The following is a 23,204-nucleotide window of genomic DNA, read 5'->3' on the forward strand; positions in this document are numbered from 1 at the left end:
TCATTCTGCAGGTCGATGGTCGGGCCGATGTATCCGCCCCAGCCATCACCAACTCCGGTAAGGGTATTGTCTTTAGCCCAGTAGGCCTGGTTCGTATTTTGAGTGCCCCAACCCTGGCAGGGAATCCATTGAAAGGCAAACAGGGATTCCTGGTTGTCCTTTTCAGCGTCTTCTCCCTTATATAGGAACAGATCAGCATACTCGGGTTTCAGTTTAAGCCCGCTGCTGTTGATAACATCACCTGCCAATTCCTTGGCTTTGTCAAGATCGGCCTGGTTGCGCGACCCGCTTTGTCCCCATCCCGACCTGGCAAGATATACTTTTGCCAGCATACCTTCGGCCGCCCATTTGGTAACCCTGCCCCGGTCATTACCTGAATACGATGCCGGTAATTTACCTGCTGCATCCGTCAGATCATTGATGATAAACTGGTAAACACTCTCCACCGTATTGCGGGGAATTTTGGAATCAAAAACAATGGCGCTGTTATTTTCAATAATAGGGACAGGGCCCCAAAGCCTTACCAGGTAAAAATAGGCAGTAGCCCGCATAAATTTAGCTTCCCCGACCACTCTGTTTTTCAATTCAGCAGGCACTGAGGCACCAGCTTTGGTGGGAATATTGTTTATTACCATATTCGAATGGGCTATTACCCTGAACAATGAATTCCATGCTTCGTTCAAACGCGGATTGTTTTGGGTAACACCCAGCTGATAAAACTGTGCCATGTCACCGTCGTTGGTCCAGTGGTTGCCTGAAGTGGCGTCACCAATTACCCAGTGAGCCTTGTCATTCAGATCAAACCAGGGCCATCCGTAAAGAGAAGCCGTTGACGCATTTACCTGTTCAGACGTCTGATAAAAATTATCAAGTGTCAGTGCGTCCTGCGGGGGTCTGTTCAGAAAATCCTCACTGCAGGCAAATCCTGATAACAAAAGGATTACCGGGACAATTATGCGAAGTAATCTATATTTCTTTTTCATATACATAAGTTTTTCAGGGTTACATCAATTAGAATCCAAGGGTTAATCCAACCGAAACAATCCGTGGCATCGGATAACGCCCGTTATCAACACCGGTCAGAAGCGGATCCTGGTTGTAAGAACCAATTTCGGGATCAAATCCGGTGTACTTTGTGAATGTCAAGGCATTCTGAATGTTCATGTAGATGCGCAACTGATTGGCTTTAATCTTTGATATCAGTGCGCTCGGGAAAGTATACCCAAACGAAATATTTTTTATCCGCAGGTAGGATCCGTCTTCTACGTATCGTGACGATACCCTTGTGTTCTCATTCGGATCAGTGTTTATTGCCCTTGGCATGGTAGTTTCCGGATTAATAACCCTCACATTTTTCGGGTCGGTTAAGGATCCTTCGGGATCAATCAGTTCAAACCGCACGCGGTCGTTAACGGTCTTAAGCTGATTCCCGTAAAGATTCCTCATTCCTTCCGTGCTCCTACGGGTAAAATTATAGATATCGTTTCCGTAGGTTCCCTGGATAAAAATGCTCAGATCAAAATTGTTCCAGCGGAATTCATTACCCAATCCATAAGAGAATTTGGGATAGGGGTTTCCAATGTAAGTACGGTCGAGGTCATCAATAACCTGAACATCGTGGAGGGTATCCCCTTCGATTATCCAGTCGGCCGTTGATGTATGGTCTATGTTTTTGAACTTGATATCACCAGGGAATACCCCTGACCAGGCATCAATCTTATCGCGTTGTTTGGGGCTGTTGATGATATCATTATAATCAACGAAGATTCCGTCAACCACATATCCGTAAAACTGACCTAAAGGCTTTCCGACGGCTGTTTTGGTTACAGTATTAAACCACTGCACATTTCTAAAAATAGCCGCTCCCTCTTCACCAAGGCTCAGCACTTTATTGGCATTGTGCGAAAGCGAAAGGGTGGTAATCCAGGAAAATCTGCCTGTGAGATTATGGGTGGTAAGGCTAAGTTCCCATCCTTTATTTTCCATTTTTCCGAGGTTGACAAAAGGAGCCTCGATACCCATCCAGCTTCCTCCTCCCATATAGTTTGGCAAGGGCATGCGGAGCAACATGTTGTCTGTATTGCGTTTGTAAATTTCAAGGGTCATGTCAATACGGTTCTGGAAGAGGGCAAGATCAATACCAAGGTTTTTGTCGATGGTTGCTTCCCACTGAACATCCGGATTGGGGAGGTTTGTCAGCAGAAATCCATTTCCGATTCCTGAAGGTGCTGTACGCAGGGCTGAGCCATAAGCATATCCTGGGATGGCCTGATTACCGACTTCTCCGTAACCCAGACGGAGTTTCAGGTTGCTCACAAACTGCAGGTTCTGCATAAAGTTTTCATTGGAAATTCTCCATGCTACCGATACTGAAGGGAAGTATCCCCAACGTTTATTGGGTCCAAAATTGGAAGAACCATCTGCCCGGAATGTAGCTGTAAGCATATATTTACCGGCATAGGTGTACATCATCCTTGCAAAATAGGATGCCAGGGCATTACTGCCTTTGTATCCACTGTTTGTTGCTGTTGTTGCTTCTCCCGCATTTAATTCCTGGACGTCGTTGCTGACAAAATTCTTACGAACCCCTTCAATTCCTTCCCAATTTGATTCCTGGGCTTCCTGGGCCAGCATCAGGGTAACATCGTGTTTTTCGCCGAAAACCTGCTGGTAGGTCAGATAGTTATTCAACGACCAGTAGAAGCTTTGTGAGTAATTTCTCCTTGACTGGTTCTGGGTATTTACAATCAGCCCATACTGGTAGGTTGGCTGAAAGGCATAGTTATTAATAAACTGTATATCAGTGCTGAATTGAGAGTGTAACGTAAAATGCTTCAGGAAAGTAATATCGGAATAAGCACTACCGAGAGCACGGGTACGTGTTACATTCAGATCTCTGTCGAGTGCCATGGCCACCGGGTTGGTGACACCAAACTGGGTAGTAACCGGACCTCCCCAGCTTCCGTCAGGAAATTTCAATGGGATATCGGGTGCCTAAAGCAGGGTAGCCGTAATAACCCCGTCATCGGAATCGTTAAGGGTAATCCGCTCGTTGGTACGGCTTACCATAAAGTTACTTCCCACTTTGATCCAGTCTTTTGCCTGGTTTTCAAGATTAAGCCGGGCAGAATACCTGTCAAAATTCGAACCGATTACAATTCCGTCCTGCGCAAAGTAGCCGCCTGTCAGGGCGTAGGTGGTTCTTTCGTTACCACCTGAAACGGAAATCTGATGGCTTTGCACCGGTGCTGTGCGGAAAACAGCGTCCTGCCAGTCGGTTCCGTTCCCAAGAATAGACAAATCCTGAAATTCCTGCCTGTGGGTGATGAGGCCCAGATCGGCCAGTTCATTCTGGTATGATGCATATTCTCTCAGATTCATAACATCCATGCGTTTTGGCAAGGTTTGCCAACCGTAATATGCGTCATAGTTTACCTTCGATTCGCCTGCTTTACCCCGCTTGGTGGTAATAATAACTACCCCGTTTGCTCCGCGGGAACCGTAAATGGCACTGGCTGAAGCATCTTTCAGGATTTCAACCGACACGATATCAGCCGGGTTGAGGGTTGAAAGGGCGCTAACAGCAGTCTGTCCATTACCGCCGCCAGCCCAGTCAAAACCTACCGCTGTCCCCTGAGCCTGCGCTGAAACCTGGACACCATCGATGACATACAAGGGTTCACTGCCGGAGTTGATAGAACCTGCACCGCGGATTCTTATGGAAACTCCGCCGCCCGGCTGGCCGGAATTCTGAAATACCTGCACACCGGCAGCCTTTCCCTGCAAGGCCTGGTCAATAGAGGTGGAAATGGTATTTTTCAAAGCCTGTTCCGAAACGGTAGCCACAGCTCCCGTCAGGTCGGTTTTTCTCTGTGTCCCGTAGCCGATAACAACAATTTCCTCCAGCTTTTTAATATCTTCAACCAGACTCAGATTGATTACCGTTTTCCCTGAAACGGCAACTTCTTCTGTTTTATATCCGACATAGGAAAACGATAGTATGGCATCAGGACCTGTGAGAGTAATGCTGTATTCTCCGTTAGCATTGGTAATGGTGCCGTTGGTTGTTCCTTTTTCGAGTACTGTAACTCCGGGCAAAGGTTCATTGGTTTCGGCGGCCACTACCCGTCCTTTTACCTGAAAGGTTTGTTGAAGGGCAGAGATTTCCCGGAGGCTGAGCATTTCCAGTTGAATTTTTTCTTCGTTTCTGCTGCTGTTGCTCAGTCCTGCTATTCTCTGAAGCAGGGGCATCAGTGGCTTGTCCTGTCGGGGCGTAATCACATAGTACCCAAGCCCAACTTTATCGACCTGATACTTGCTAGCCCTTTGAATTTCCTTAACATAGGGATCGATCTCATCCGCCTGAAAATTTCTAAGGGCTTCTGGAACGGAAACATTGTCCAGCAATCCCGACTCATAACTGAAAACAACATTGAAGCGCTGTTCCAATTGAGTGAGGTACTGGCTTAATGACTCCCTGGATGAGATTGCCTGCCTTCCTTTGTTCGAATCGGCGGTAAGAGCAAACATCTCCTGGGAGAAGGAGTTTGCCTCCAATACAAGAACTGCTGTAAGCATCAGCAGTCTGGTCCATAAAAAGTGATCTTTCTTTTTCATATCTGGTTAGTTGAGTTAGTAAAGAATGTCACAATATTTAGCTTGTCATTTTCTTTCCAGAAGAATTTCATCACCATTACGGGTGATTTTCAGATCAAAAACTTTTTCGATGGTGAGCAGTAGTACGTCAATATTATCGGTTGGTGCTGCGCCCCTCATTTTTCGCTGTGCCAGATCACGGTTATCAATTTTAACCCTAACACCATACGTGGCCTCAATTTTCCTTGCTATTTCCATCAGCGTATTGTTATCAAAAATCAGTTTACCCTGAGTCCATGCACTGAATTCGTCAGCGGCAACTTCTTTTCTTACCAGGGTTTTTCTTTCCTTGGAATAAGTGACCATTTCGCCGGGTTTCATGAGCAAGGCCCTGTCGGTTTCCCTGTTGGGCAGATTAATTAAGATCTGACCTGAATTGAGTGTGACCGTTGTATTTTCTCCCCTTGCATCAACATTGAAACGTGTTCCCAGTACCTCAATAACAAGATCAGCCGTATGAACAAGGAACCGTTTATTCGGCAGATCTCCCAATTTGCGTACATCAAAAAACGCTTCACCTTCCACCCATACCTCTCTGGGTTGATCTTCCTTCCAGTTGCGTGCAAAGTGAATGCGTGAATTGCCGTTCAGCATAACTTCTGACTGATCGGGGAGAACAACTTTCCGTACTTCTCCGTACCCTGTGGAAAAACTGACATTTCCGGTATATCTTTGTATCAGAAATGTTCCGGCCAAAACAAGTCCAGCTATTATAGCTGCTGCCCTGAGCCACCTGTTCGAAACAGGCATTCTGAAAATTTTCTTCCTCCGGTTCGATTCATGCTTCAGGATTTCTTTAAGAATCATTTCCTGTTTTTGGGGATTGAAATCAGGTTCCTGTATCAAGAACGTCTTTACCATTTCTACAGCAAGATCAAGTTCCTGTGCCTGCTCGGGATGATTTTTTCTGTACTGCTTCCAGAACATTTCAATTTCAGGAATCCTGTCTTTCACCATAGAATTAAATAGAGGATCCTGTGCAAAATCTTCGGCCCGGTATAACCGATAATCGTTCATTTTGGAATGAGTTTAAAATTTCTCCCGGACATCTATCCGGATTAAATAAGACCAAGTATCAGAATTTGTATTAATTAAATTTCAAATTTTTGATAAGTGCCCTCCGGAGGAAAAAATTTCACGCAATGATTTAATTGCCAGATACACCAGGGTGCGTGACGACTGATACTTTATTTCCATTATTTCGGCAATTTCCTGATAGTCAAGTCCCACGTAGAATCTCAGATAAATCGCTTCGCGCTGCTGCCGGGTCAATAGGCCCAGAGCTTCCCGGAGCTTTTCCCTTTTTTCCTTTTGATCTTCCTGTTTATCAGAAAAAGTTTCAATTGAAAATTCAAGGGTAAAATTCAGGTCATCAGTCAATTGGATTCCTTTGTACCGCAGTCCGGATTTCACCTTTCTGAAAAGAAACCGCCGAAATGATTTGAGAAGATAGTAACGGACGGAAGTAGTTTTTCCGAGATTATAACGGTGATCGATCAGATAGAGAAAGAAATCCTGCAAAATATCTTCCAGCATGGCCGGATTTCCTACAAATCGAAACCCATACCGGTACAAAATAACAGAATACTGCCGGTAAATTAACTCCAGGGCTCCGTGTTCTCCGTGACGGAAAGCATCCCAGATCCGGCTCTCATTCTCATGGTTGAGATTTTGCGGCATAAAAAATTGAAAACCTTTCAACAAATGTAATCAGTTCCCTGTTATTCATATGAATATTTATACAATTATCTTCCTTCAGCTTCAGGATACAGCGTATCCACCCTGTCGCTCTGAAAAATTTCACCGGTAGTGACTTCAATAAATGACAAACGGCCGCCTTCCCATCCGGCTCCCGTATCGGTGAGAATGATTTCGCACGCTCTCATAGGTTTATCGGTTCCAAAATTCAGGGTAGGAGTATGGCCTACGTAAATTTCATGGTAATTACTTAAACGGGATCCGGGCTTTTCGGCTTCCAGTTGAAGAGCTTTCATCACCAAGCTGCGGTCCCACAGAAACACTTCAGGATCCTGTTCATCCAGGGGTATTCCCGGCAGTATCCCTGCATGGACAAAAAGACGGTCATTCCATTCATAATAGTATAGTGCTCTTTCTATAAATGCAATATCCTCCTCAGTGAATCCATTTTCAAAACTGGTTACGGTTGCCTTTCCCCCCTGCATCCACCAGCCGGGGGTGATTTCTCCTGTTTTCATCCAGTGTAAAGCCCATTCATCATGATTTCCTCTGAGCAGAACCAGACGGTTAATACCCGACAATGCTCTGATTACATGATGTGTTTCAGGCCATCCGTCGCAAATATCTCCCAGAGCAATCAGCTGATCTTCTTCAGGCTGGAAGCCACTGCGGAGAAGGCACTGTTCCAGAGCCCTATAAGCACCGTGGATGTCGCTGGTCACAAAAACTCTCATGGCCGGATAACAGTGAAAAGTATATCTACGGAACAGCTATTGTTCAGTTAGCAACACTATAAAACGCTTTTATTTCGCGATCAATACGGATTCAGTACTAACCTGCGAAATATGGCCAACTGAAGTTTTCGCTTCATTCCTGAAATCCTGCTACCTATTCAGGCCTGAAAATTTCGGCAATTTTTATCAAAAATCCTTGCTTTGAAAAAATTCCTGGCACAGCAAACAAATAAAAAAAGGACACAGCATATGTAATGCTCAGAATGCCGGCAAATAAAAACCGGCATAGTATTATCACAGGCTATGATTGTTCCGGTGAAAATTGCAATCCCGGGCAAAAATTTAGTTTTCCTGTTACTTTGCGTATTTTGCTATGATATCAACCGGCAATGCATTCACCATTGACATGACAGTAGTTTCTTCAGCCACGCCGGTAACATTCACGGTAAGAAGAGTCTGATCAATAGGTATTTGCACATTATACGACGGATTATCTCCGGATTCTTTTTGCAGAATTCCCTTATAGCCTGCTACCCTGATCCGTTTCTGATTGGGATCAGAAGCGCCCATGATTGCCGGGAGGGAGAGAAGAGCGTTAATACTTGCGAGCAAGGGGGAATCTCCAAGAATTTCAACACGGGCTGATTTTTCTTCCGTAGCATAAACACGGGTTATTGAGAGTCCTGTAAACCCAACGGCACCTGAAATATTATCCTGCTTCATATCAGCGGGTAATCCGCCAAGATTTGCCGGCAGGGCTTTCAAAATTTCTTTTCCGATTTCCTGGTTAATGCTGGCGATTGCTTCCTGCAAAGCAAACCTTGTTTCTTCCAGTTGTCCGGATGTATAGGATTTTTCTGCTTCCTGCAATCGGGTGATGACATCCTGGGCCCTTAAAGGCAGAAATGCCATAAGGACAATCCATAACTGAATAAAAATCAATTGTTTCATACTGGTATGATTTTTTAGGGAAGAGTAAATTCACCGCAAATAGGAGCATTCCGGTGAAGCATCATTTTTCCCCAAGACCCTTTTTAATTTTTTCGATATCAAACTGTCCGGCCGCTGCCATAAATGCATTTTCGCTGCTGTAATTGATTCCCTGCACCGTAAACATGGATGATTGCCCGAACGGCACATTCAGTGTATATCCCGATGCATCGTCATAACTAAGCAAAGACTTGTAATTGTGAAACTGCACCACTTTTTTCCCTGGTTCATCGGTTGATACATAATCAGCATTCAGATACACATTCACTGATGACAGCAGAAGGGCATCATTGTTAACGAGAATACGCATTTCCTTTTCATCCGACCTATAGGTACGTTCCATGGCAAGCCCGACGAAACCGATTCCTGTGCTGGTAACTCGGTCCTGTGAAGGATCTACCTCCAAACCATCCACTTTCTGGGGAAGCGAAGCAAGAACCTGTTTCCCCATTTCCATTTCCACCCCCAGCAAGGCCTGCCGCGCCGCATACCGGGCATCCCCATAACTGCCCGATGCAAAGGAGGAACGGGCAGCAGTTAGATTTTTCTTTACATCAGGAGGTGTCGAAACCAGGCCTCCTCCCGAAGTATTCTGCATTCTGCCCTGCCGGGTTTCCGTTCCGGAAGAAGCAGCAGTACCCGTGGAAGTACCGGTGGTGGTACCCGAATTATCCTCCCCGAATACTTTGTTGACAACCTTGTCTTCCGCCTTATCCTTCAGTTTCTTTAAAAGATTCTGCGAATGAAGCGGGCTTTGGGCAAGCATACAAGACAAGAGGAAGAACAGTAAATACGTAAGGTATTTCATAGGAAGTTGCATTGAAAAAATAAAAGTACTTCAAAATAGATACAAATCCAAAGAACAAGTAGACATTGGTTTTAGAAAACTTTTCCGGAGATCCGTTCCCCATTCCTTATAAAGATAGCAACAGACATCGCACCATGGGAAGAATAACGGAAAATTATGGGTGCAACGATAAAAACCGAAGATTCTTGCGGTTCTCTGCCTCATAAATATTTTATAGGAAGAAAATTCAGAAAATCCATTTCAAAAGAGGATAGATGGTCGCCCAGACAGGGGCCTCAAGAAAATTGCGGTAACCCTGGCGGTACAATTCCATAATTCTGGAAGGCTGACGGAAAAAGGGCATGTACATCCGGTTGTGAGGCACGAGATTCGCCAGCGGATCCACAATCAGATCGACAAAAAAAATCAGAAGGAAGAAACCAAGATAAATATAAGGACCTGTAACAATCTGGTGTTGGGAAGTAATCCGGCTTAAAGCCCCGAGAACAACCATCCAGATTATTATTTTAATGAGCATGGTAGCATTCAGCAGGTACAGGGTTTTCGGACGGGTGCGTGTAATAAGATGAAGGAAGGTGCTCAATATGCCTCCCGTAAAAAGTCCAAGGATAAATTTCCAAAGAAGACATCCGACCGGAACAAAGAGAAGAAAAATTACCAGTGTGAGGAGTTTCATTGCGGATGCACCGAGATGAACCAGAAAGGCCTTATGGCTGCGGGGAATCTGTGCAGTGATATTTTTTCGTTTGTACTTTACTTCGTGCCAGAGGGCTCCTTTGCTGCGGAGATCAACATCCTGCACTTTCAGCAGGAAAATCTCAAACGGAATACCATTGGCTTTATATCCTTTACAGTAGAAGCATGGATCGCTGTTTGTCACCGGTTTGGATGAAAGGAACTGACGGATCACAGCTGGTTTAAAATACAATTCTCCCAGCCGGAACCAGGTTTTCCGGTTTGACCAGATGTACCAGAGAAGAAATGTACCGATAATCCAGAAATAGGCAAGATAAAAAAAAGCTGCTAATTCAACAGCAAAGGCCATAACGATGGGAAAGGCAATCAATGCAAGGGCAATCAACACTGCAGCTAAGTGAAAAAAATACCGGAGCAGGAGGGAAAGATCGTAGAGCCCGCTTTTCTGAAAAGCTTCATGTTCTTTCTGGAGTTTTTCAAAACGCATTTCCGACTGTCTTTTGGCTCTTTCGCGGGCTTCGCGGATAACCTCCTCCCAGGATGCCAGATCGGCGCGTTCTTCAGGGGTAGGAAAATGAAAGGAAGTAGCAGAAACGTTTTCCCTTTGCACATAACGAATAAGGATCTCATAGGCTTCACATATTTCAATAAAGCGCTGGTGAGCGTCGGGTGCCTTATTAACATCAGGATGCATCTGAAGCGCGAGCCGACGGTAAGCCTGTTTGATTTCGTCGGGGCCTGCATCTTCGGGAATACCGAGTATTTCGTAATAGCGACGATACATGAAGCAGAAGGGAAATTTGTACCCGAATCAAAGGTAGTTAATCTGCCGCATTTTGGTTCTATTTTGCTTTTGGCAGAGATGCCGGCAGGTTATGGTATTCGATCAGGTCGCATTTTACCGAACCGACAATCAGGTTCATTTTTACACGGACAGGAAGGCGCATGGCATCGTCGGAAAACCAGATGGTCATATCGTCTTCGGTTTTAAACATTCGTCCTACTTCTGTAACCGGTGCAAATCGAAGACATGGTATTTTTCCAAGGTCGGTCTTTATGGTTTCTTTTCCCTGATAGCGAAGGATAACCGGGAAGAGGTCCCCGCCGAAAAATGTCTGAATTTTAATAACATCTCCGTTTTTCAGGCCGGAAAGGTCGGACCGTCTGAAGTAATAAAGCACAGATACAATATCGTGCAGGTATTCCGGCACACTAATGGTGCCTTTCTTCAAGCTTTTCAGGGTGTTATTTTCACGGTAGAAATAGATTTCGTCATAGTCCCTGTAACGACCTTCCTGAATATTTCGTATTGCCTTGTAAGGAAGCCCGGTCACCGGATCAAAATAACTTTCATATACGTCTTTGATATGGTAAAGAACTTCGGCGAGACCGATGGTTTTTGCCTCAATGCGGGCATGATACACTTCTCCTCCGTTATAGGGAGTTTTTTCCAGTGTGGCTGTGGCAAGGCCTCCGTCGATGGGTCCATAGTAGAGAAGATAAACCAGTTTTTCTCCTGCTTTGTAAGCGTTGTTGGGCAATGAATTAATTGGTATCTGCGCCTTTGAAATCATGAATGCTGCCAGAAAAAGAAAAAGTATCAGTACGGGAAAGGGAGTTATATTTAAAGGCTTATTTCTCATTGATAACTGTATTCTCTTTCAGGATACCCAAAATATATGCCAAATCAAATTGACAGTTTCTTTTTTGGAATGGTTGCAACAAAATCTTTGAGGTAGAAGGGTTCGAAATAGGCAACATCCCGGAAATGCTGCTGACGGAATTCGAAGTCTGCCGGTTCTGCCAGATAAGCAGCCCTGGGCCGGAAATCAGTCCGGAAAAAAGCATTGGGATGGCGGATCAGTTTTGAGGCTTTTTCGGCCCCTGATCCGAAAAAAAGGATTGGCTCTCTGCTGAGGTAATCGGAAAAGGAATCTTCTCTCAGCACAAGGGCAGTGGTTTCAAGAATGAATTCCAGGTTTTCATTCAGCAAAGCTGTATAAACTTCCATGCGCCTGGCATCAGTCATAGGGCAGAAAAGAAAAGGTTTGCCGGAGTGAAGGGAAAAGATGTTGCTGTTAAGCTCCTTCCTCATACCATAGCTCATGGCAAGGAGAGTATTGACAGCAAGAAGAGGCAGACCTGCACCGTAGCAAATACCTTTTGCCACTGACACTCCTATACGGAGGCCTGTGTAGGAACCAGGTCCCTGGCTTACGCAAATACCCTGGAGATCCCTGATGGTTAATGAAACCTCTGTCAACAGGTCCTGAATGAGCATTGTAAGCACAGCCGCATGCGATTTTTTTTCATAATCTTCCTTTACGGCAAGAACATTACCGTTTTCAGCTATGGCTACGGAACAGACATCTCCGGTGGTTTCAATCAGCAACAATCTGGCCATGCGGTTGGTGGTGAAGGATTATTTTTCTTCCCTGAACAGGTCTTTCTTATCAACAATCTTAATGGGCGAGTTATACTTCAGCGTACGGAAAACAGCACTGAAGGGAGCTGCGATTACCTCTGTATTTTCTTCCAGTCCTGAAATAATTTCAATGTAATTGTTATCCTGGATTCCTGTTTTCACAGGGCGTATGTCAGCCTTCCCCTGATTGGGTACAAAAACAAATTCAATCAGTTCTCCTTTTTTCACAGAAGGAAGTTTGATACGGGAGGTATCTGACCCGATCTGGGATATCAGTACAGAATCGGTACGTGTAGTAACCGCCATGATGGGCACGGAGAGAACATTTTCGCGGGTTTCGGTCTGGATTTCGACGGTGGTTGACATTCCAGGCCGAAAGGGGGTACGCTGTCCTGGTTTAAGCAGGTGTTTGTAAGAGGATTCAAGAATCAGAATTTTGACATCGAAGTTTGTCACCTGATCGGTCGACATGCCGGCGGTAACATTTGCAGAGTTGGCAATTTCCGTCACAATTCCTTTAAATTTTTCACCCAGGTAAGCGTCGATTTCAATCAGGGCTGTATCGTGCAGCTTGACGCGGACAATGTCGTTTTCATTAACTTCGACTTTGGCCTCCATACGTTCGGGATTGGCAATGCGCATAATTTCTGTACCTGTCATAAGGTTTGTACCTACCACCCTCTCGCCCTTTTCGACATTCAGCATGGTAATGGTGCCCGACATGGGGGCATAGATCGTTGTTTTCGACAGGTTTTCCTCAGCCTGTTTGAGGTTTGCTTCTGCGCTTCTGACGGTGAATTCGGCTGAGACAACAGTTTGTTTGGCAGCTTCCACATCGGCTTTGGCCATTTTATAGGAAGCCTGTGCCTGTTCCCATTCTGCTTCCGAGATGGTGCGCTGTTCCCATAATTTCTGGCTACGCTGGTATGACAGTTCAGCCTGGGCAAACTGGGCCTCAACCTGAAGAAGTCTTGCCCGGGCATTGGCCAGATTGGCTTTGGAGGTGTTGACTGCAGCTGCTGCCTGATCCCGGGCCGATATATATACTTCAGGCTTGATTTTCAATAGAAATTGGCCTGCCTTAACCTCATCCCCTTCCCTGACAGCCAGTTCCACAATTTCTCCTGACACATCGGGTGTTATTTTCACTTCTGTCTCGGGCTGAATCTTGCCGTTAGCGGTAATGACTTCTGTGATGCTTCTTCGCTGCACTTTTTCAACAGCCACCTTTACGGGTTTTTCCTTACCAAACCATCCAGCTTTTTTACCGACAATGGCCAGAATAATCAGAAAAACTACAATGCCAGAAAGGTACTTTACAAGCTTGCTTGTGTTCATGATGCATTATTTTACAGTAAGAGGATTACCACGATAAAAGTTCAGAATGTTGATGCGGAAAAGGTAGTCATATTTGGCCTGGAGAAGTTCCGACTCAGCGCGGGCCAGTGAGGTTTTGGCCGTGTTGAAATCCACGGTGGTTACCAGACCTACCTCATACTTCTGCTGTACATATTTAAACGATTCTTTTTGAGCTTCTAGTGATTTTTCACTGGCGAGATACCTTTTCACGGCAGCAAGTGCATCGGCATGCGCCTGCTGAATGTCCTTGTAAAGAAGGTTTTTGCTAAGGTCAAGGTTGTATCGGGCGTTCTGCACATTCAGGCGGGCATTACTAACCTGGGTATTTACCGACCAGCCATTAAACAGAGGTACAGAAAGGCCAAAGGTCAGGGTGGTGCTTGCATTGTCTTTCAGCTGCATTTTCAGGGGGTACGTGTCGTAAATTGGTTGCTCTATCTGGCTGTAAACCAGTTCCCCTCCCTGCGTAGCTCCAATCGGGATAGTCTGAGGAGTTGTACCGATGATGCGCTGCCGGATATCAGAATAACCTGTTCCGTAGGAGGCGGCAATGAAAAGCCGGGGCGAACGGCCGCCGCGTGCCACACTGAGCCCGGCTTCCGAACTTTTCAGCTGGTATTCGGCAATTTTTATCTGGGGAAGGTTTCGCAGAGCGTCCTGATATATGTCAGCCACCGGATCGAGCACTTCTTTAAATTGAAAGTCGGAAAAATCAGGAATTTCAATTCGGAATCCTTCAGTATCTTTCAATTCAAGAAGCTGGGCAAGGGTAAGATAAGAAATATCGAGCTGATTCTGGTAATTCACAATCTGGACTTCTTCAGTAGCATGCTGAGCCTGTATTTCCAGCAGATTTCCCATTGGCAGGCTTCCTGCATCCACCAGTTTTGCTGTGCGTTCAACCTGTTGACGTGTCACTTCGGCCTGCTGTTGGGCAGAATTCAAAAGTTCCATATTGAAAAGAATCTGCAGATAGGCTGCAGCCACGTTCAGCGCGAGATCATTTTTCAGTTTTTCCAGTTGCTGCAAACTGGCCATCAGGTCAAACCGGCTTTGCCTGATCAGATTAATTTTCTGAAGTCCGTTAAAAACAACCAGGTTGGCATTCACACTGGAACTAAGACTGGTAATCGTCTGGTTCTGGGTAAACGTGTAAGTCGTCTGGTCAAGGGCCCGGCCAAAGGATTTGCTCTGTGCTGCTGAAGCATTTATAGTGGGCAGCAGCGACATTTTTGACTGCAAAAGGTTGTTTCCTGCATATTCCGAATTTAGCTGCTGCTGCTTAATCTGAATATTGTTTTCAAGGGCATACCGTACACACTTTTCCAATGACCATGGTTCCTGCGGGTATCCCTTAAAAAGAGCAGCAGTCAGCAAAAAAATGACGGGCAATATGGATCTTAACGTCTTCATTCCCGGAAATTTTAAAGAGCAAAGATATTTATTTCCTGATTACCAAGAGGCAGTAATTGAAACAATTCCGGTTCATTTTTCAACTTTGGGGCAACACGGTGGAGAAAGTTGAAAAATTGATGAAAAATTCGTGCCTGTGGAAGGTAAAAACACAATAGTTTGCTATAGTTTTGGCAGGGATTATGGAGCAGTCGGTTCAGAAAACATTCGGCACACTGCAGTTCCGGTTAATACGATCGCCCCGTTACCGGTGCATGACGATATCAGTTAAGCCGGTGGAGGGTGTTGTGGTCACCTGTCCGGCCTCGGTGAGCGATCAGGAAGTATATAAAGTTCTGCAGGAAAAAAGCCAATGGATCCAGCGGCAGTCGGTTCGTATTGCCAATTGGAAAAGTCATTTTACCCGGTTTGAAGAAGGGAGGGAATACCGCACACGGGCACACCGGCTTATAACGGAAACACATAACAAACCAACGATCCGTATAACGGTTGCAAAGGGTATCATTAAAGTGATTTATCCTGAATTTGCCCGGATCAGTGACCCGAAAATTCAGGCGGCCATTAGAAAAGGGGTTGAAGAAGCCTGGCGCATTGAAGCGAAATCGTGGCTGCCGGTGCGAACGAAGCAACTGGCAATGAAATTTGGTTTCAGGTATGGAAAAGTTACGGTACGCGATAGCAGAACCCGCTGGGGAAGCTGTTCCTGGGACAACAACATCAGCCTAAGCCTTCATCTCATGATGCTGCCCGATCATTTAATTGATTATGTTATTCTTCATGAGCTGGTGCATACTGTGCATAAAAACCACGGCAAAGGATTCTGGCAGATGCTGGATACCATCACCGGCGGAGTAAGGAAGCTGGAAAAGGAAATCGATTCATATCAGATAGGTATTTATTAAACAGAACATTATGACGTACGAAGTAATACTGGAAGGCGGCAAGAAAGTCAGTATGATTCTGCACAACCACAAGGTTGTAACTGATCAGCCCGCAAAAGCAGGAGGGGAAGATTCAGCGCCGGCCCCGTTCGATTTGTTTCTTGCATCCATTGGTACCTGTGCCGGCTACTATGTTAAGGCTTTCTGCGACCAGCGAGGAATACCTTCAGAAGGTATCCGTATTCTGCAGCACGTCAACTACAATCTCGACCAGAGGCGGGTCGACCGGATTGATATTGAAATTAAACTTCCGCCGGAATTTCCTGATAAATACAGAGAAGCCATTGTGCAAGCTGCTGCTTCCTGTGCAGTGAAAAAGCATCTCGCTGTTCCTCCTGAAATTGAAGTGTTTACTTCATAACGGAACAGAGAATATTTGTCAGACCCTTAAAAGAAATTTAACAGGCCTTCGTTCCTGTGAAGGAAAAGTTTTCCCTGAAAACAATAGAATTATCCTGATTCATGCATTAGAAATGCATACATCACCCTCCGGGCCGATTGAATCTTTGATTCATCGGGGTTAACCCGGGAGCCATCCTTCATCTCCTTCCCGCTATGCGTTAGTTCGCTTCTCTCCTAATGCATAATCCGGGATTATTTTTCCCCGGATTCCAGCGTAATAATAGCAATTTCCGGACGGTTTCCGATTCGTACGGGAGGCCCCCAGGTTCCGTAACCATTGCTCACATAAAACTGGGTATTCCCTTTTCGGAGGTAACCGTGACTGACTTCATACATCTTTTTCACAATAAGGGAGAAAGGCCATAATTGTCCATGGTGAGTGTGGCCTGAGAGCTGAAGGTCGACACCAGCTTCAACAGTCTCATTCAGCCCGAGCGGCTGATGATCAACCAGCAGAACAGGCTTTGACCGATCAATGCCGGTCAGAATATCACTCAGCGGCACCCGTTTTTTCCCGTTAAATCGTCTGATATCACGGTCTTCCCTCCCGACCAGCCACAAAAAGCCTCCGATATTGGTTACTGAATCGCGCAATACTTTAATCCCGAGGCTTTCAATGTACTGAACTGCTTTTTCAACTCCGCCAATGTATTCGTGGTTTCCAGTAACTGCGAATGTTCCGTAAGGAGCCGACAGAGTGCGAAGGGGAGAACCAAGGTCGTTTCTCAGCACAGGTTGCTGAATTTCATCCATCAGATCGCCTCCGAAAATGATGAGATCGGGTTTCTCATTCTTAAGCACAGCTGCAAGTTTTTCCAATTGCTTTTTCCCCACAAGAATTCCAAAGTGCATATCCGTGATCAGAGCGACATGAAATGGATTTTTTGGAATGGTTTTACTAATGGAAATACTTAAATGGCGGACAACTGGAGAACGGGCATTCACATAACCGGCCAGGAGTATGACCGAAGTAATAACTGTTACGGTAAGAAAGGCAATTTTTCGCACTTCAGTCGGATTATTGGTAAGAAAGGATGGAAAAAACGGAATGAAATGATTGGTCAGCCGGAACAGATCTATCAGCAGAACCAGCAGAAAAGAATACATTAATCCGGCAAACCAGAATGAGCCGGGCCAGACAAACAAATGGAGTACGGGGCTGTCGGGGATGATTTTTTCTATGAAGCGGACGAGGATGTAGGAAGTGGAAAGAAAGATCATCAGGATCGTAAATAAAATGCGGATCCATGGAACAGAAGGTAAAGCCTGCATTCCCCGGTGGTATACATAGTAGTTCGCTCCGAACCAGATACTGAAGAATGTGAGAAAAAACAATGAAAAGGCAAGATACTTCATAGAATCGGTAGTTTAAATTTTGTGTTCCGTGAATCGTGATTGATTGTGGGTTTTGGATTGCAGCTGGTGTGGGTAGAGGAGCTCAGTGAGTAGGGCACAGTGCTTATTATGGTAACAGAATGAACAATAGCGGTTCATGAAAGTTCATTTCACTGAAAACGCAGGGCAAAAAAAGGGAAGGAATTACAAATCGTCCGGGAGTTCTTCAGACGGTTCGTGGGAAGTAGCTTTTTCAGGCGCACCATAGGATCCGTCAAGCACAGACTGGTAAAGACGTTTGTCTTTCAGAACTTCCCTTGCTTTCTGTACCACGGGATCATTGGGAAGAGAAGCACGAATACGTCCTTTCTGGTAATAATACCGGCTGACTATTTCTTCTGCCAAAAATTTGCTGATTTCGTTGCGAAAAGTCTGAAGATCCTTGTTCTTGTCATGGGAAATTTTCTGTTGCAGCTTCTCAAATTCTTCCCGGGCCAGGTCGTAATATTTATCACGTTTTGCAGCTTTTTCAAGTTCCTGAAATTTCGTCTCGCTCTCGGTCTGGTAATCGAAGTCTTTGCCCTGTAAAAAACGGGTAAATTGCTGATAGTCTGCATCGGATACTGAGAATTTTTCAGGGGCAGGTATGGTATCGTGTGTGCTGTTGTAAACAGTGGCAAAATCAAAAACAAGATTTTTGGTAACGAGGCTCACAGTGATGCGGCTAAAAGTTTCAGGGTTTACGGGAACATCCGGCTGAATTCCGCCACCGTCATATACTGTACGGCCATGTCGGGTTCTGAAAGAGTGAATCAGAGAATCAGGGATATATCCTACACTTCCGTCTTCGTTTCTGTGCGAATAATCGACAGCCTGGATGCAACGTCCACTGGGGATATAGTATTTGGCGGTAGTAACTTTAAGCTGGGTATTATAGCTCAGAGGCCGGGTTGTCTGTACGAGCCCTTTGCCGAAGGTGCGCTGGCCGACGATCACGCCACGGTCGAGATCCTGAATGGTGCCGGCTACTATTTCGGACGCAGAAGCTGAGCCCCGGCTGGTAAGAACAACCAGGGGTATAAGTGTATCAACCGGTTCCTGATTTGTGGTATATACCGCATCGAACTGCTTAAGTTTGCCTCTGGTTCGTACCACTTCCTGTCCTTTGGGGATGAAGACGTTTACCACATTGACGGCTTCGAAAAGAAGACCACCCGGATTTCCCCGCAGGTCGAGAACAATTGCTTCAGCACCCTTCTCTTTGAGATCGGTTACGGCATTCCGGACTTCTTTTCCGGCATAGGTTGTAAAACTGGAAAGATTTATATATCCAGTTTTGGCATCAAGCATGCCATAGTAAGGAACATTGGGTATATTGATTTTTTCGCGTACAAGTTTCTTTTTCACTTCTTTTCCATCTTTTCCCCGGCGGATCAAGAGATGGACGGTTGTTCCCGGGGTACCTTTCAGCATGTCGCTTATCTGGGAAACTTCTTTGTTTTTAACCGATTTTCCGTCTACCTCCAGAAGAACATCTCCGGCCCGGATCCCGTTTTTAAAAGCCGGGAAACCTTCATAGGGTTCGGCAATGACCGTAAATTCGCCATTTTGCCTTATCAATGCCCCGATACCTCCGTATTCACCTGTAGTCTGAAACCGGAAATTTTCCAGTGCTGATTCAGGAATGAATTCCGTATAAGGGTCAAGCGATGCAAGCATGGCATTGATCCCTTTTTCAATCAGTTTCTCGGGCTGAATGGTATCGACGTAAAACATGTTTAATTCCCTGATGAGGGTGTAGAAGATATCGAGGCTTTTAATAATCTCCAGGTCCCTGTCACGACTCAGGTAAAAGGAAGAAGAAGTCCCTATCAGCGCGGTGATGGATACCAGGATCACTATACGCCGTATGGTGCGTTTCATGATGTTTGGACTTAACAGTTGAATAAAAAAAATTTATGCAAGCTGACAAAAGTAAAAATTATCCGGTTTAAAGCACCAGGTTATTAAAAGTAAACCAGATACCGCACGTTTGCTATTGGTTTCGACCCTGCACCTTTATTCCCAATGTTTTGCCCCCAATACGGCCTATGTATTCTTTTTGAATCAATTTACCAGCAGTCCAGAGCTTTGCTCTGTGCAACAATAAATGAAGAACCGCGAACAGTCAAGTGGAAAACCATGGATTACAGAGTGATCAATGAACAACGGAAAATGTCAGAAATTATTGAATTTTTGCGAAAGATTGAAATCAAATAGAGTCCTTCACACATGGGAATTTGATTAAAAAAGCCTTAAATTGCATGGTAAAAGAATTATTTCAATGAAAAAGTATTTCTTCCTAATTCTGGCAATCCTGAGTCTGGATATGGAAGGCCAGGATCGTATCACAGGAAAGGTATTTGCAACTCGTTCCGAGATTATCGCCACCCATGGAATGGCAGCCACCAGCCATCCTCTGGCTACGCAGGTTGCGCTTGATATTTTGAAGGCAGGTGGATCAGCAGTGGATGCAGCCATTGCCGCCAATGCCATGCTCGGACTGGTTGAACCCGTCAGCTGCGGAATCGGAGGGGATCTTTTTGCCATTATCTGGGATGCCGGAACCCGAAAATTATACGGATTAAATGCCAGTGGCCGGTCTCCAATGGGATTAACCCTGGATTATTTCCGAAAAAACGGATATACAAAAATACCGTCGTATGGTCCACTACCGGTTTCGGTTCCCGGTTGTGTGGACGGATGGTTTGAAATGCATGCCCGTTTTGGTCGTTTGCCGATGATGAAGAATCTTGCTCCGGCAATTCGTTATGCCCGCGAGGGATTTCCTGTATCAGAGCTGGTTGCGTATTACCTGGCGGGGAATGCCCGGATCCTGAAACAATATCCTGGTTTTGCGGATGTTTATATGCCGGGAGGAAAAACGCCCGGCAAGGGAGAAATATTCAAAAATCCACGGCTTGCTGCTACCCTGGAACAAATTGCCAAAGAAGGAAGGGATGCTTTTTATAAGGGAGAAATAGCGCGGAAGATTGATGCCTATATGAAGCAAAACGGGGGTTTTCTGTCCTACAAGGATCTGGCCAGGCACCGTTCGGAGTGGGTTGAACCGGTTTCGGTCAATTACAGGGGGTATGAGGTATGGGAACTTCCTCCCAACGGACAGGGGATTGCTGTTCTTCAGATGCTGAATATTCTGGAAAACTTCGACCTCAAAAGCATGGGGTTCGGAAGTGCTGATTACATTCATGTATTTACGGAGGCAAAGAAACTGGCTTTTGAAGACAGGGCCCGGTATTATGCTGACCCGCAATTTTCCAGGGTTCCCGTACGGGAATTGCTTTCGAAAGAATATGCCGCAAAACGGGCAGCCCTGATTGATATAAACAGGGCAGGGCTGGCTTATGAGGCAGGGGGCCCTTTTGAAGGGAATACAATCTACCTTACGGTAGCTGATTCGGCAGGAAACATGGTTTCTCTTATCCAGAGCAATTACCGCGGCATGGGATCAGGCATGACCCCGGGAGACCTTGGCTTTGTGCTCCAGGACCGGGGAGAACTATTTTCACTGGAGGAAGGCCATCCGAATTGCTATGCACCAGGGAAACGACCGTTTCATACCATTATTCCGGGATTTGTAACCCGCGAAGGGAAACCCTGGCTGAGTTTTGGGGTAATGGGAGGAGATATGCAGCCACAGGGGCATGTGCAGGTACTGGTTAATCTGATCGACTTCGGGATGAACCTCCAGGAAGCAGGTGATGCTCCCAGGGTACAACACCTGGGTTCCTCGGATCCGACAGGAGGAAAAATGACCGATGGAGGATGGCTATGCCTGGAAAGCGGATTCGGTTATGAGACCATCCGGAGCCTGATGCAGAAAGGACACAGAATCCGCTGGGACCTGGGAGGTTATGGCGGGTATCAGGCCATTCTGTATGATCCTGTCAACCGAGTGTATTTCGGAGCCAGTGAATCCAGAAAAGACGGCCAGGCGGCAGGTTATTAACAAGGTTTGTTGAAAAGTATTGAGTCAGAATATATTCCAGTAACATTGCAGTAACATTGAGGAAATACTGTCGGAATACTTTTGAAGCATTACCAAAACAGTATTTCTATGGATACCGAAATGGAACTGCCGTATGAATTGTCTGGTGTAAATACCGACGGGCTGATTTCGGATTTTGAATTCGAGCGCCGCATTTTTTTCGAACAGGAAATGATGGATTTTGAAGTGGAGGAACTTTTGGAAGAAATATGACGGTATGTCCGGAATATGACTCAAAAGTATTTTTTTGCATTCAGGAGATTCTGGGATTCTTCGATAAGTTTATATCTGCAGGCCGTTGCTGTATCCCCAGGCAGTGATACGACTTATTTCACACAGGGATTAGTAATTTTGTTTTTCAATGTCTGTAATTTTTCTCCATAATCAGGGGAAGTTGGCAAGGCAATACGGGTTGACTTAGCGTAGAAATGTTTCAACCGGATGGTTGTTGTGAAAAAGAACGTAATTTTTAACATTTTTTAACAATTCCTGTTGAAAAAACCTGAAAAAAAGTGTGTCACAAATAACGGAATTGGGGAACTAATATAGAAAAGTGGGAATTACACACTGGTTCAACGTAACATAAACAAATTTTTACCTATGAGGAAAATTTTATCAATTGCAGCATGTATTGTAATATCCGGCACACTTTATGGCCAGATCAAAGTAGCAACAAACGGGAATGTTGGGATTAACAATACTTCTCCGGCATACAATCTGGATGTAACAGGAACGGTTCAGTTTCTTTACAATGCCAATTACATCAGATTCACGGGAAATCAGCTTATTCCGTCCCCAGGTTCTGTTCTTTTGGGTTACAGTAGTAATATGTGGGCCCAGATATGGGCAACGCAGGCTTTTTTTACTTATCAGCCAACGATCATTTCAGATATAACAGTAAAAAGCAATATTCAGGACATTACAGGCATGAGTATGAGACTTAAGGCATTGCGTCCGGTAAAGTATGAGTTAATTTCTTCGGTGGGGAATACGGATACTACCAGTTACAGGGAGCAACAGTATGGTTTCATAGCACAGGAAATAATGAATACCTTTCCAGAAATAGTTGTACCGATGGGCGATAAGAAATACGGGATACGGTACGGGGAACTGATACCGGTACTTGTGCAGGCAATGAAAGAACAACAGGCCGAAATAGAGAATCTTAAATCGGAGTTGGAAGCATTGAAGATGAAAATAAAGTAAATGTGTAATATTATGAGAATTCGATTAGTGATTTTGTTTGGGTTAATGTATTTTCTCCCGGGCAGGTTGCAGGCGCAGACGACGTTTACATTTAATTATGATTCATCAGGTAACCGGACAGAACGTTGTTTCATCCCAATGCGAAAGAGCGCACAAATTTCCGATATTACGGGGGCGACAGGAACACAGGAACAGAAAGAGGAGATCAGGGAGAAAATTGGTAAAAATGAAATCAGAATTTATCCCAACCCCACAGGAGGGTTCCTGCATATAGAAATACCCGGGGAGAAAGAGAATAATATCAGCATAAGGTTATACGATATGAAGGGAAGAACAATCAAAGAAATGCAAGTAACGGATGAGAACATCCTGCTTGATCTGAATAGCCTGCCTGCAGGTATCTATATTTTGAGTATCATGGTAGGAGAGAAGAGGAAAGACTGGAAAATTTTAAAGGATTAAGAGAAAAAAGTAAAAGACACAAAAAATAAGG

Annotated in this window: 21 protein-coding genes; 6 read left to right on the plus strand and 15 right to left on the minus strand. The window is 45.1% G+C overall.

Going from position 1 to position 23,204, the window contains the following annotated elements; all coding sequences use genetic code 11:
- The 13 genes from GX419_02210 to GX419_02270 all read right to left on the minus strand — a co-directional run.
- Positions 1 to 983: RagB/SusD family nutrient uptake outer membrane protein (locus tag GX419_02210; GenBank protein NLI23506.1), on the minus strand; the 983-nt coding region annotated here is incomplete at its 3' end.
- Positions 984 to 1,011: 28 nt separating this feature from the next.
- Positions 1,012 to 2,979, minus strand: coding sequence for a SusC/RagA family TonB-linked outer membrane protein (locus GX419_02215; protein ID NLI23507.1), 1,968 nt, complete (start codon positions 2,977 to 2,979; stop codon positions 1,012 to 1,014).
- 15 nt (positions 2,980 to 2,994) lie between these two features.
- Positions 2,995 to 4,617 (minus strand): SusC/RagA family TonB-linked outer membrane protein, encoded by a 1,623-nt coding sequence (locus GX419_02220; protein ID NLI23508.1) that lies wholly within the window; start codon positions 4,615 to 4,617, stop codon positions 2,995 to 2,997.
- A 45-nt stretch (positions 4,618 to 4,662) separates the two neighbouring features.
- Entirely contained in the window at positions 4,663 to 5,673 is a 1,011-nt protein-coding gene (locus GX419_02225; GenBank protein NLI23509.1) for a DUF4974 domain-containing protein, read from the minus strand.
- A gap of 81 nt (positions 5,674 to 5,754) precedes the next feature.
- Complete coding sequence (locus GX419_02230; GenBank protein NLI23510.1) at positions 5,755 to 6,336, minus strand: sigma-70 family RNA polymerase sigma factor; 582 nt, start codon at positions 6,334 to 6,336, stop codon at positions 5,755 to 5,757.
- Between the two features lie 65 nt (positions 6,337 to 6,401).
- Positions 6,402 to 7,088: a serine/threonine protein phosphatase gene (locus GX419_02235; GenBank protein NLI23511.1), complete on the minus strand. Its 687-nt coding sequence runs from the start codon at positions 7,086 to 7,088 to the stop codon at positions 6,402 to 6,404.
- A gap of 354 nt (positions 7,089 to 7,442) precedes the next feature.
- Positions 7,443 to 8,039 carry a hypothetical protein gene (locus GX419_02240; GenBank protein NLI23512.1) on the minus strand — a complete coding sequence of 199 codons (597 nt, stop codon included), beginning with the start codon at positions 8,037 to 8,039 and terminating at the stop codon, positions 7,443 to 7,445.
- 61 nt (positions 8,040 to 8,100) lie between these two features.
- Positions 8,101 to 8,886, minus strand: a complete 786-nt coding sequence (locus GX419_02245) for a hypothetical protein (GenBank protein NLI23513.1) — start codon at positions 8,884 to 8,886, stop codon at positions 8,101 to 8,103.
- Between the two features lie 226 nt (positions 8,887 to 9,112).
- Positions 9,113 to 10,366, minus strand: a complete 1,254-nt coding sequence (locus GX419_02250; protein ID NLI23514.1) for a J domain-containing protein — start codon at positions 10,364 to 10,366, stop codon at positions 9,113 to 9,115.
- Between the two features lie 58 nt (positions 10,367 to 10,424).
- Complete coding sequence (locus GX419_02255; protein ID NLI23515.1) at positions 10,425 to 11,225, minus strand: DUF3108 domain-containing protein; 801 nt, start codon at positions 11,223 to 11,225, stop codon at positions 10,425 to 10,427.
- Between the two features lie 44 nt (positions 11,226 to 11,269).
- Positions 11,270 to 11,986, minus strand: coding sequence for a tRNA (adenosine(37)-N6)-threonylcarbamoyltransferase complex dimerization subunit type 1 TsaB (gene tsaB / locus GX419_02260; protein NLI23516.1), 717 nt, complete (start codon positions 11,984 to 11,986; stop codon positions 11,270 to 11,272).
- An 18-nt stretch (positions 11,987 to 12,004) separates the two neighbouring features.
- Positions 12,005 to 13,345 carry a biotin/lipoyl-binding protein gene (locus tag GX419_02265; protein ID NLI23517.1) on the minus strand — a complete coding sequence of 447 codons (1,341 nt, stop codon included), beginning with the start codon at positions 13,343 to 13,345 and terminating at the stop codon, positions 12,005 to 12,007.
- A gap of 6 nt (positions 13,346 to 13,351) precedes the next feature.
- Positions 13,352 to 14,779 (minus strand): TolC family protein, encoded by a 1,428-nt coding sequence (locus GX419_02270; GenBank protein NLI23518.1) that lies wholly within the window; start codon positions 14,777 to 14,779, stop codon positions 13,352 to 13,354.
- A 182-nt stretch (positions 14,780 to 14,961) separates the two neighbouring features.
- On the opposite strand from GX419_02270, the gene GX419_02275 reads away from it, so the two are divergent.
- Positions 14,962 to 15,681, plus strand: a complete 720-nt coding sequence (locus GX419_02275; GenBank protein ID NLI23519.1) for a M48 family metallopeptidase — start codon at positions 14,962 to 14,964, stop codon at positions 15,679 to 15,681.
- 10 nt (positions 15,682 to 15,691) lie between these two features.
- Positions 15,692 to 16,081, plus strand: a complete 390-nt coding sequence (locus GX419_02280; protein NLI23520.1) for an osmotically inducible protein OsmC — start codon at positions 15,692 to 15,694, stop codon at positions 16,079 to 16,081.
- 233 nt (positions 16,082 to 16,314) lie between these two features.
- Here GX419_02280 and GX419_02285 read toward each other — a convergent pair whose 3' ends face one another.
- Positions 16,315 to 17,478, minus strand: a complete 1,164-nt coding sequence (locus GX419_02285) for a metallophosphoesterase (GenBank protein ID NLI23521.1) — start codon at positions 17,476 to 17,478, stop codon at positions 16,315 to 16,317.
- A gap of 183 nt (positions 17,479 to 17,661) precedes the next feature.
- Positions 17,662 to 19,380 (minus strand): S41 family peptidase, encoded by a 1,719-nt coding sequence (locus GX419_02290; protein ID NLI23522.1) that lies wholly within the window; start codon positions 19,378 to 19,380, stop codon positions 17,662 to 17,664.
- Between the two features lie 400 nt (positions 19,381 to 19,780).
- Between GX419_02290 and ggt the strand changes: the two genes are divergently transcribed.
- The 4 genes from ggt to GX419_02310 all read left to right on the plus strand — a co-directional run bounded on the left by ggt (position 19,781) and on the right by GX419_02310 (position 23,173).
- A complete protein-coding gene (gene ggt / locus GX419_02295; GenBank protein ID NLI23523.1) occupies positions 19,781 to 21,466 on the plus strand; it encodes a gamma-glutamyltransferase in 1,686 nt (561 codons plus the stop codon).
- A gap of 108 nt (positions 21,467 to 21,574) precedes the next feature.
- Positions 21,575 to 21,718: a hypothetical protein gene (locus tag GX419_02300; GenBank protein ID NLI23524.1), complete on the plus strand. Its 144-nt coding sequence runs from the start codon at positions 21,575 to 21,577 to the stop codon at positions 21,716 to 21,718.
- A 387-nt stretch (positions 21,719 to 22,105) separates the two neighbouring features.
- On the plus strand, positions 22,106 to 22,711 hold the full coding sequence (locus GX419_02305) for a tail fiber domain-containing protein (protein NLI23525.1): 606 nt from the start codon (positions 22,106 to 22,108) through the stop codon (positions 22,709 to 22,711).
- A 12-nt stretch (positions 22,712 to 22,723) separates the two neighbouring features.
- Positions 22,724 to 23,173, plus strand: a complete 450-nt coding sequence (locus GX419_02310; protein NLI23526.1) for a T9SS type A sorting domain-containing protein — start codon at positions 22,724 to 22,726, stop codon at positions 23,171 to 23,173.
- Positions 23,174 to 23,204: the final 31 nt, after the last annotated feature.

This window comes from Bacteroidales bacterium (assembly GCA_012517825.1).
GTDB lineage: Bacteria > Bacteroidota > Bacteroidia > Bacteroidales > JAAYUG01 > JAAYUG01.

What these genes read in the sequence shown, in the direction of transcription:
- GX419_02220 (NLI23508.1), bottom strand. Translation starts at nt 4,617, where the DNA reads ATGAAAAAGAAAGATCACTTTTTATGGACCAGACTGCTGATGCTTACA.
- GX419_02225 (NLI23509.1), bottom strand. Translation starts at nt 5,673, where the DNA reads ATGAACGATTATCGGTTATACCGGGCCGAAGATTTTGCACAGGATCCT.
- GX419_02230 (NLI23510.1), bottom strand. Translation starts at nt 6,336, where the DNA reads ATGCCGCAAAATCTCAACCATGAGAATGAGAGCCGGATCTGGGATGCT.
- GX419_02235 (NLI23511.1), bottom strand. Translation starts at nt 7,088, where the DNA reads ATGAGAGTTTTTGTGACCAGCGACATCCACGGTGCTTATAGGGCTCTG.
- GX419_02240 (NLI23512.1), bottom strand. Translation starts at nt 8,039, where the DNA reads ATGAAACAATTGATTTTTATTCAGTTATGGATTGTCCTTATGGCATTT.
- GX419_02245 (NLI23513.1), bottom strand. Translation starts at nt 8,886, where the DNA reads ATGAAATACCTTACGTATTTACTGTTCTTCCTCTTGTCTTGTATGCTT.
- GX419_02250 (NLI23514.1), bottom strand. Translation starts at nt 10,366, where the DNA reads ATGTATCGTCGCTATTACGAAATACTCGGTATTCCCGAAGATGCAGGC.
- GX419_02255 (NLI23515.1), bottom strand. Translation starts at nt 11,225, where the DNA reads ATGAGAAATAAGCCTTTAAATATAACTCCCTTTCCCGTACTGATACTT.
- tsaB (NLI23516.1), bottom strand. Translation starts at nt 11,986, where the DNA reads ATGGCCAGATTGTTGCTGATTGAAACCACCGGAGATGTCTGTTCCGTA.
- GX419_02265 (NLI23517.1), bottom strand. Translation starts at nt 13,345, where the DNA reads ATGAACACAAGCAAGCTTGTAAAGTACCTTTCTGGCATTGTAGTTTTT.
- GX419_02270 (NLI23518.1), bottom strand. Translation starts at nt 14,779, where the DNA reads ATGAAGACGTTAAGATCCATATTGCCCGTCATTTTTTTGCTGACTGCT.
- GX419_02275 (NLI23519.1), top strand. Translation starts at nt 14,962, where the DNA reads ATGGAGCAGTCGGTTCAGAAAACATTCGGCACACTGCAGTTCCGGTTA.
- GX419_02280 (NLI23520.1), top strand. Translation starts at nt 15,692, where the DNA reads ATGACGTACGAAGTAATACTGGAAGGCGGCAAGAAAGTCAGTATGATT.
- GX419_02285 (NLI23521.1), bottom strand. Translation starts at nt 17,478, where the DNA reads ATGAAGTATCTTGCCTTTTCATTGTTTTTTCTCACATTCTTCAGTATC.
- GX419_02290 (NLI23522.1), bottom strand. Translation starts at nt 19,380, where the DNA reads ATGAAACGCACCATACGGCGTATAGTGATCCTGGTATCCATCACCGCG.
- ggt (NLI23523.1), top strand. Translation starts at nt 19,781, where the DNA reads ATGAAAAAGTATTTCTTCCTAATTCTGGCAATCCTGAGTCTGGATATG.
- GX419_02300 (NLI23524.1), top strand. Translation starts at nt 21,575, where the DNA reads ATGGATACCGAAATGGAACTGCCGTATGAATTGTCTGGTGTAAATACC.
- GX419_02305 (NLI23525.1), top strand. Translation starts at nt 22,106, where the DNA reads ATGAGGAAAATTTTATCAATTGCAGCATGTATTGTAATATCCGGCACA.
- GX419_02310 (NLI23526.1), top strand. Translation starts at nt 22,724, where the DNA reads ATGAGAATTCGATTAGTGATTTTGTTTGGGTTAATGTATTTTCTCCCG.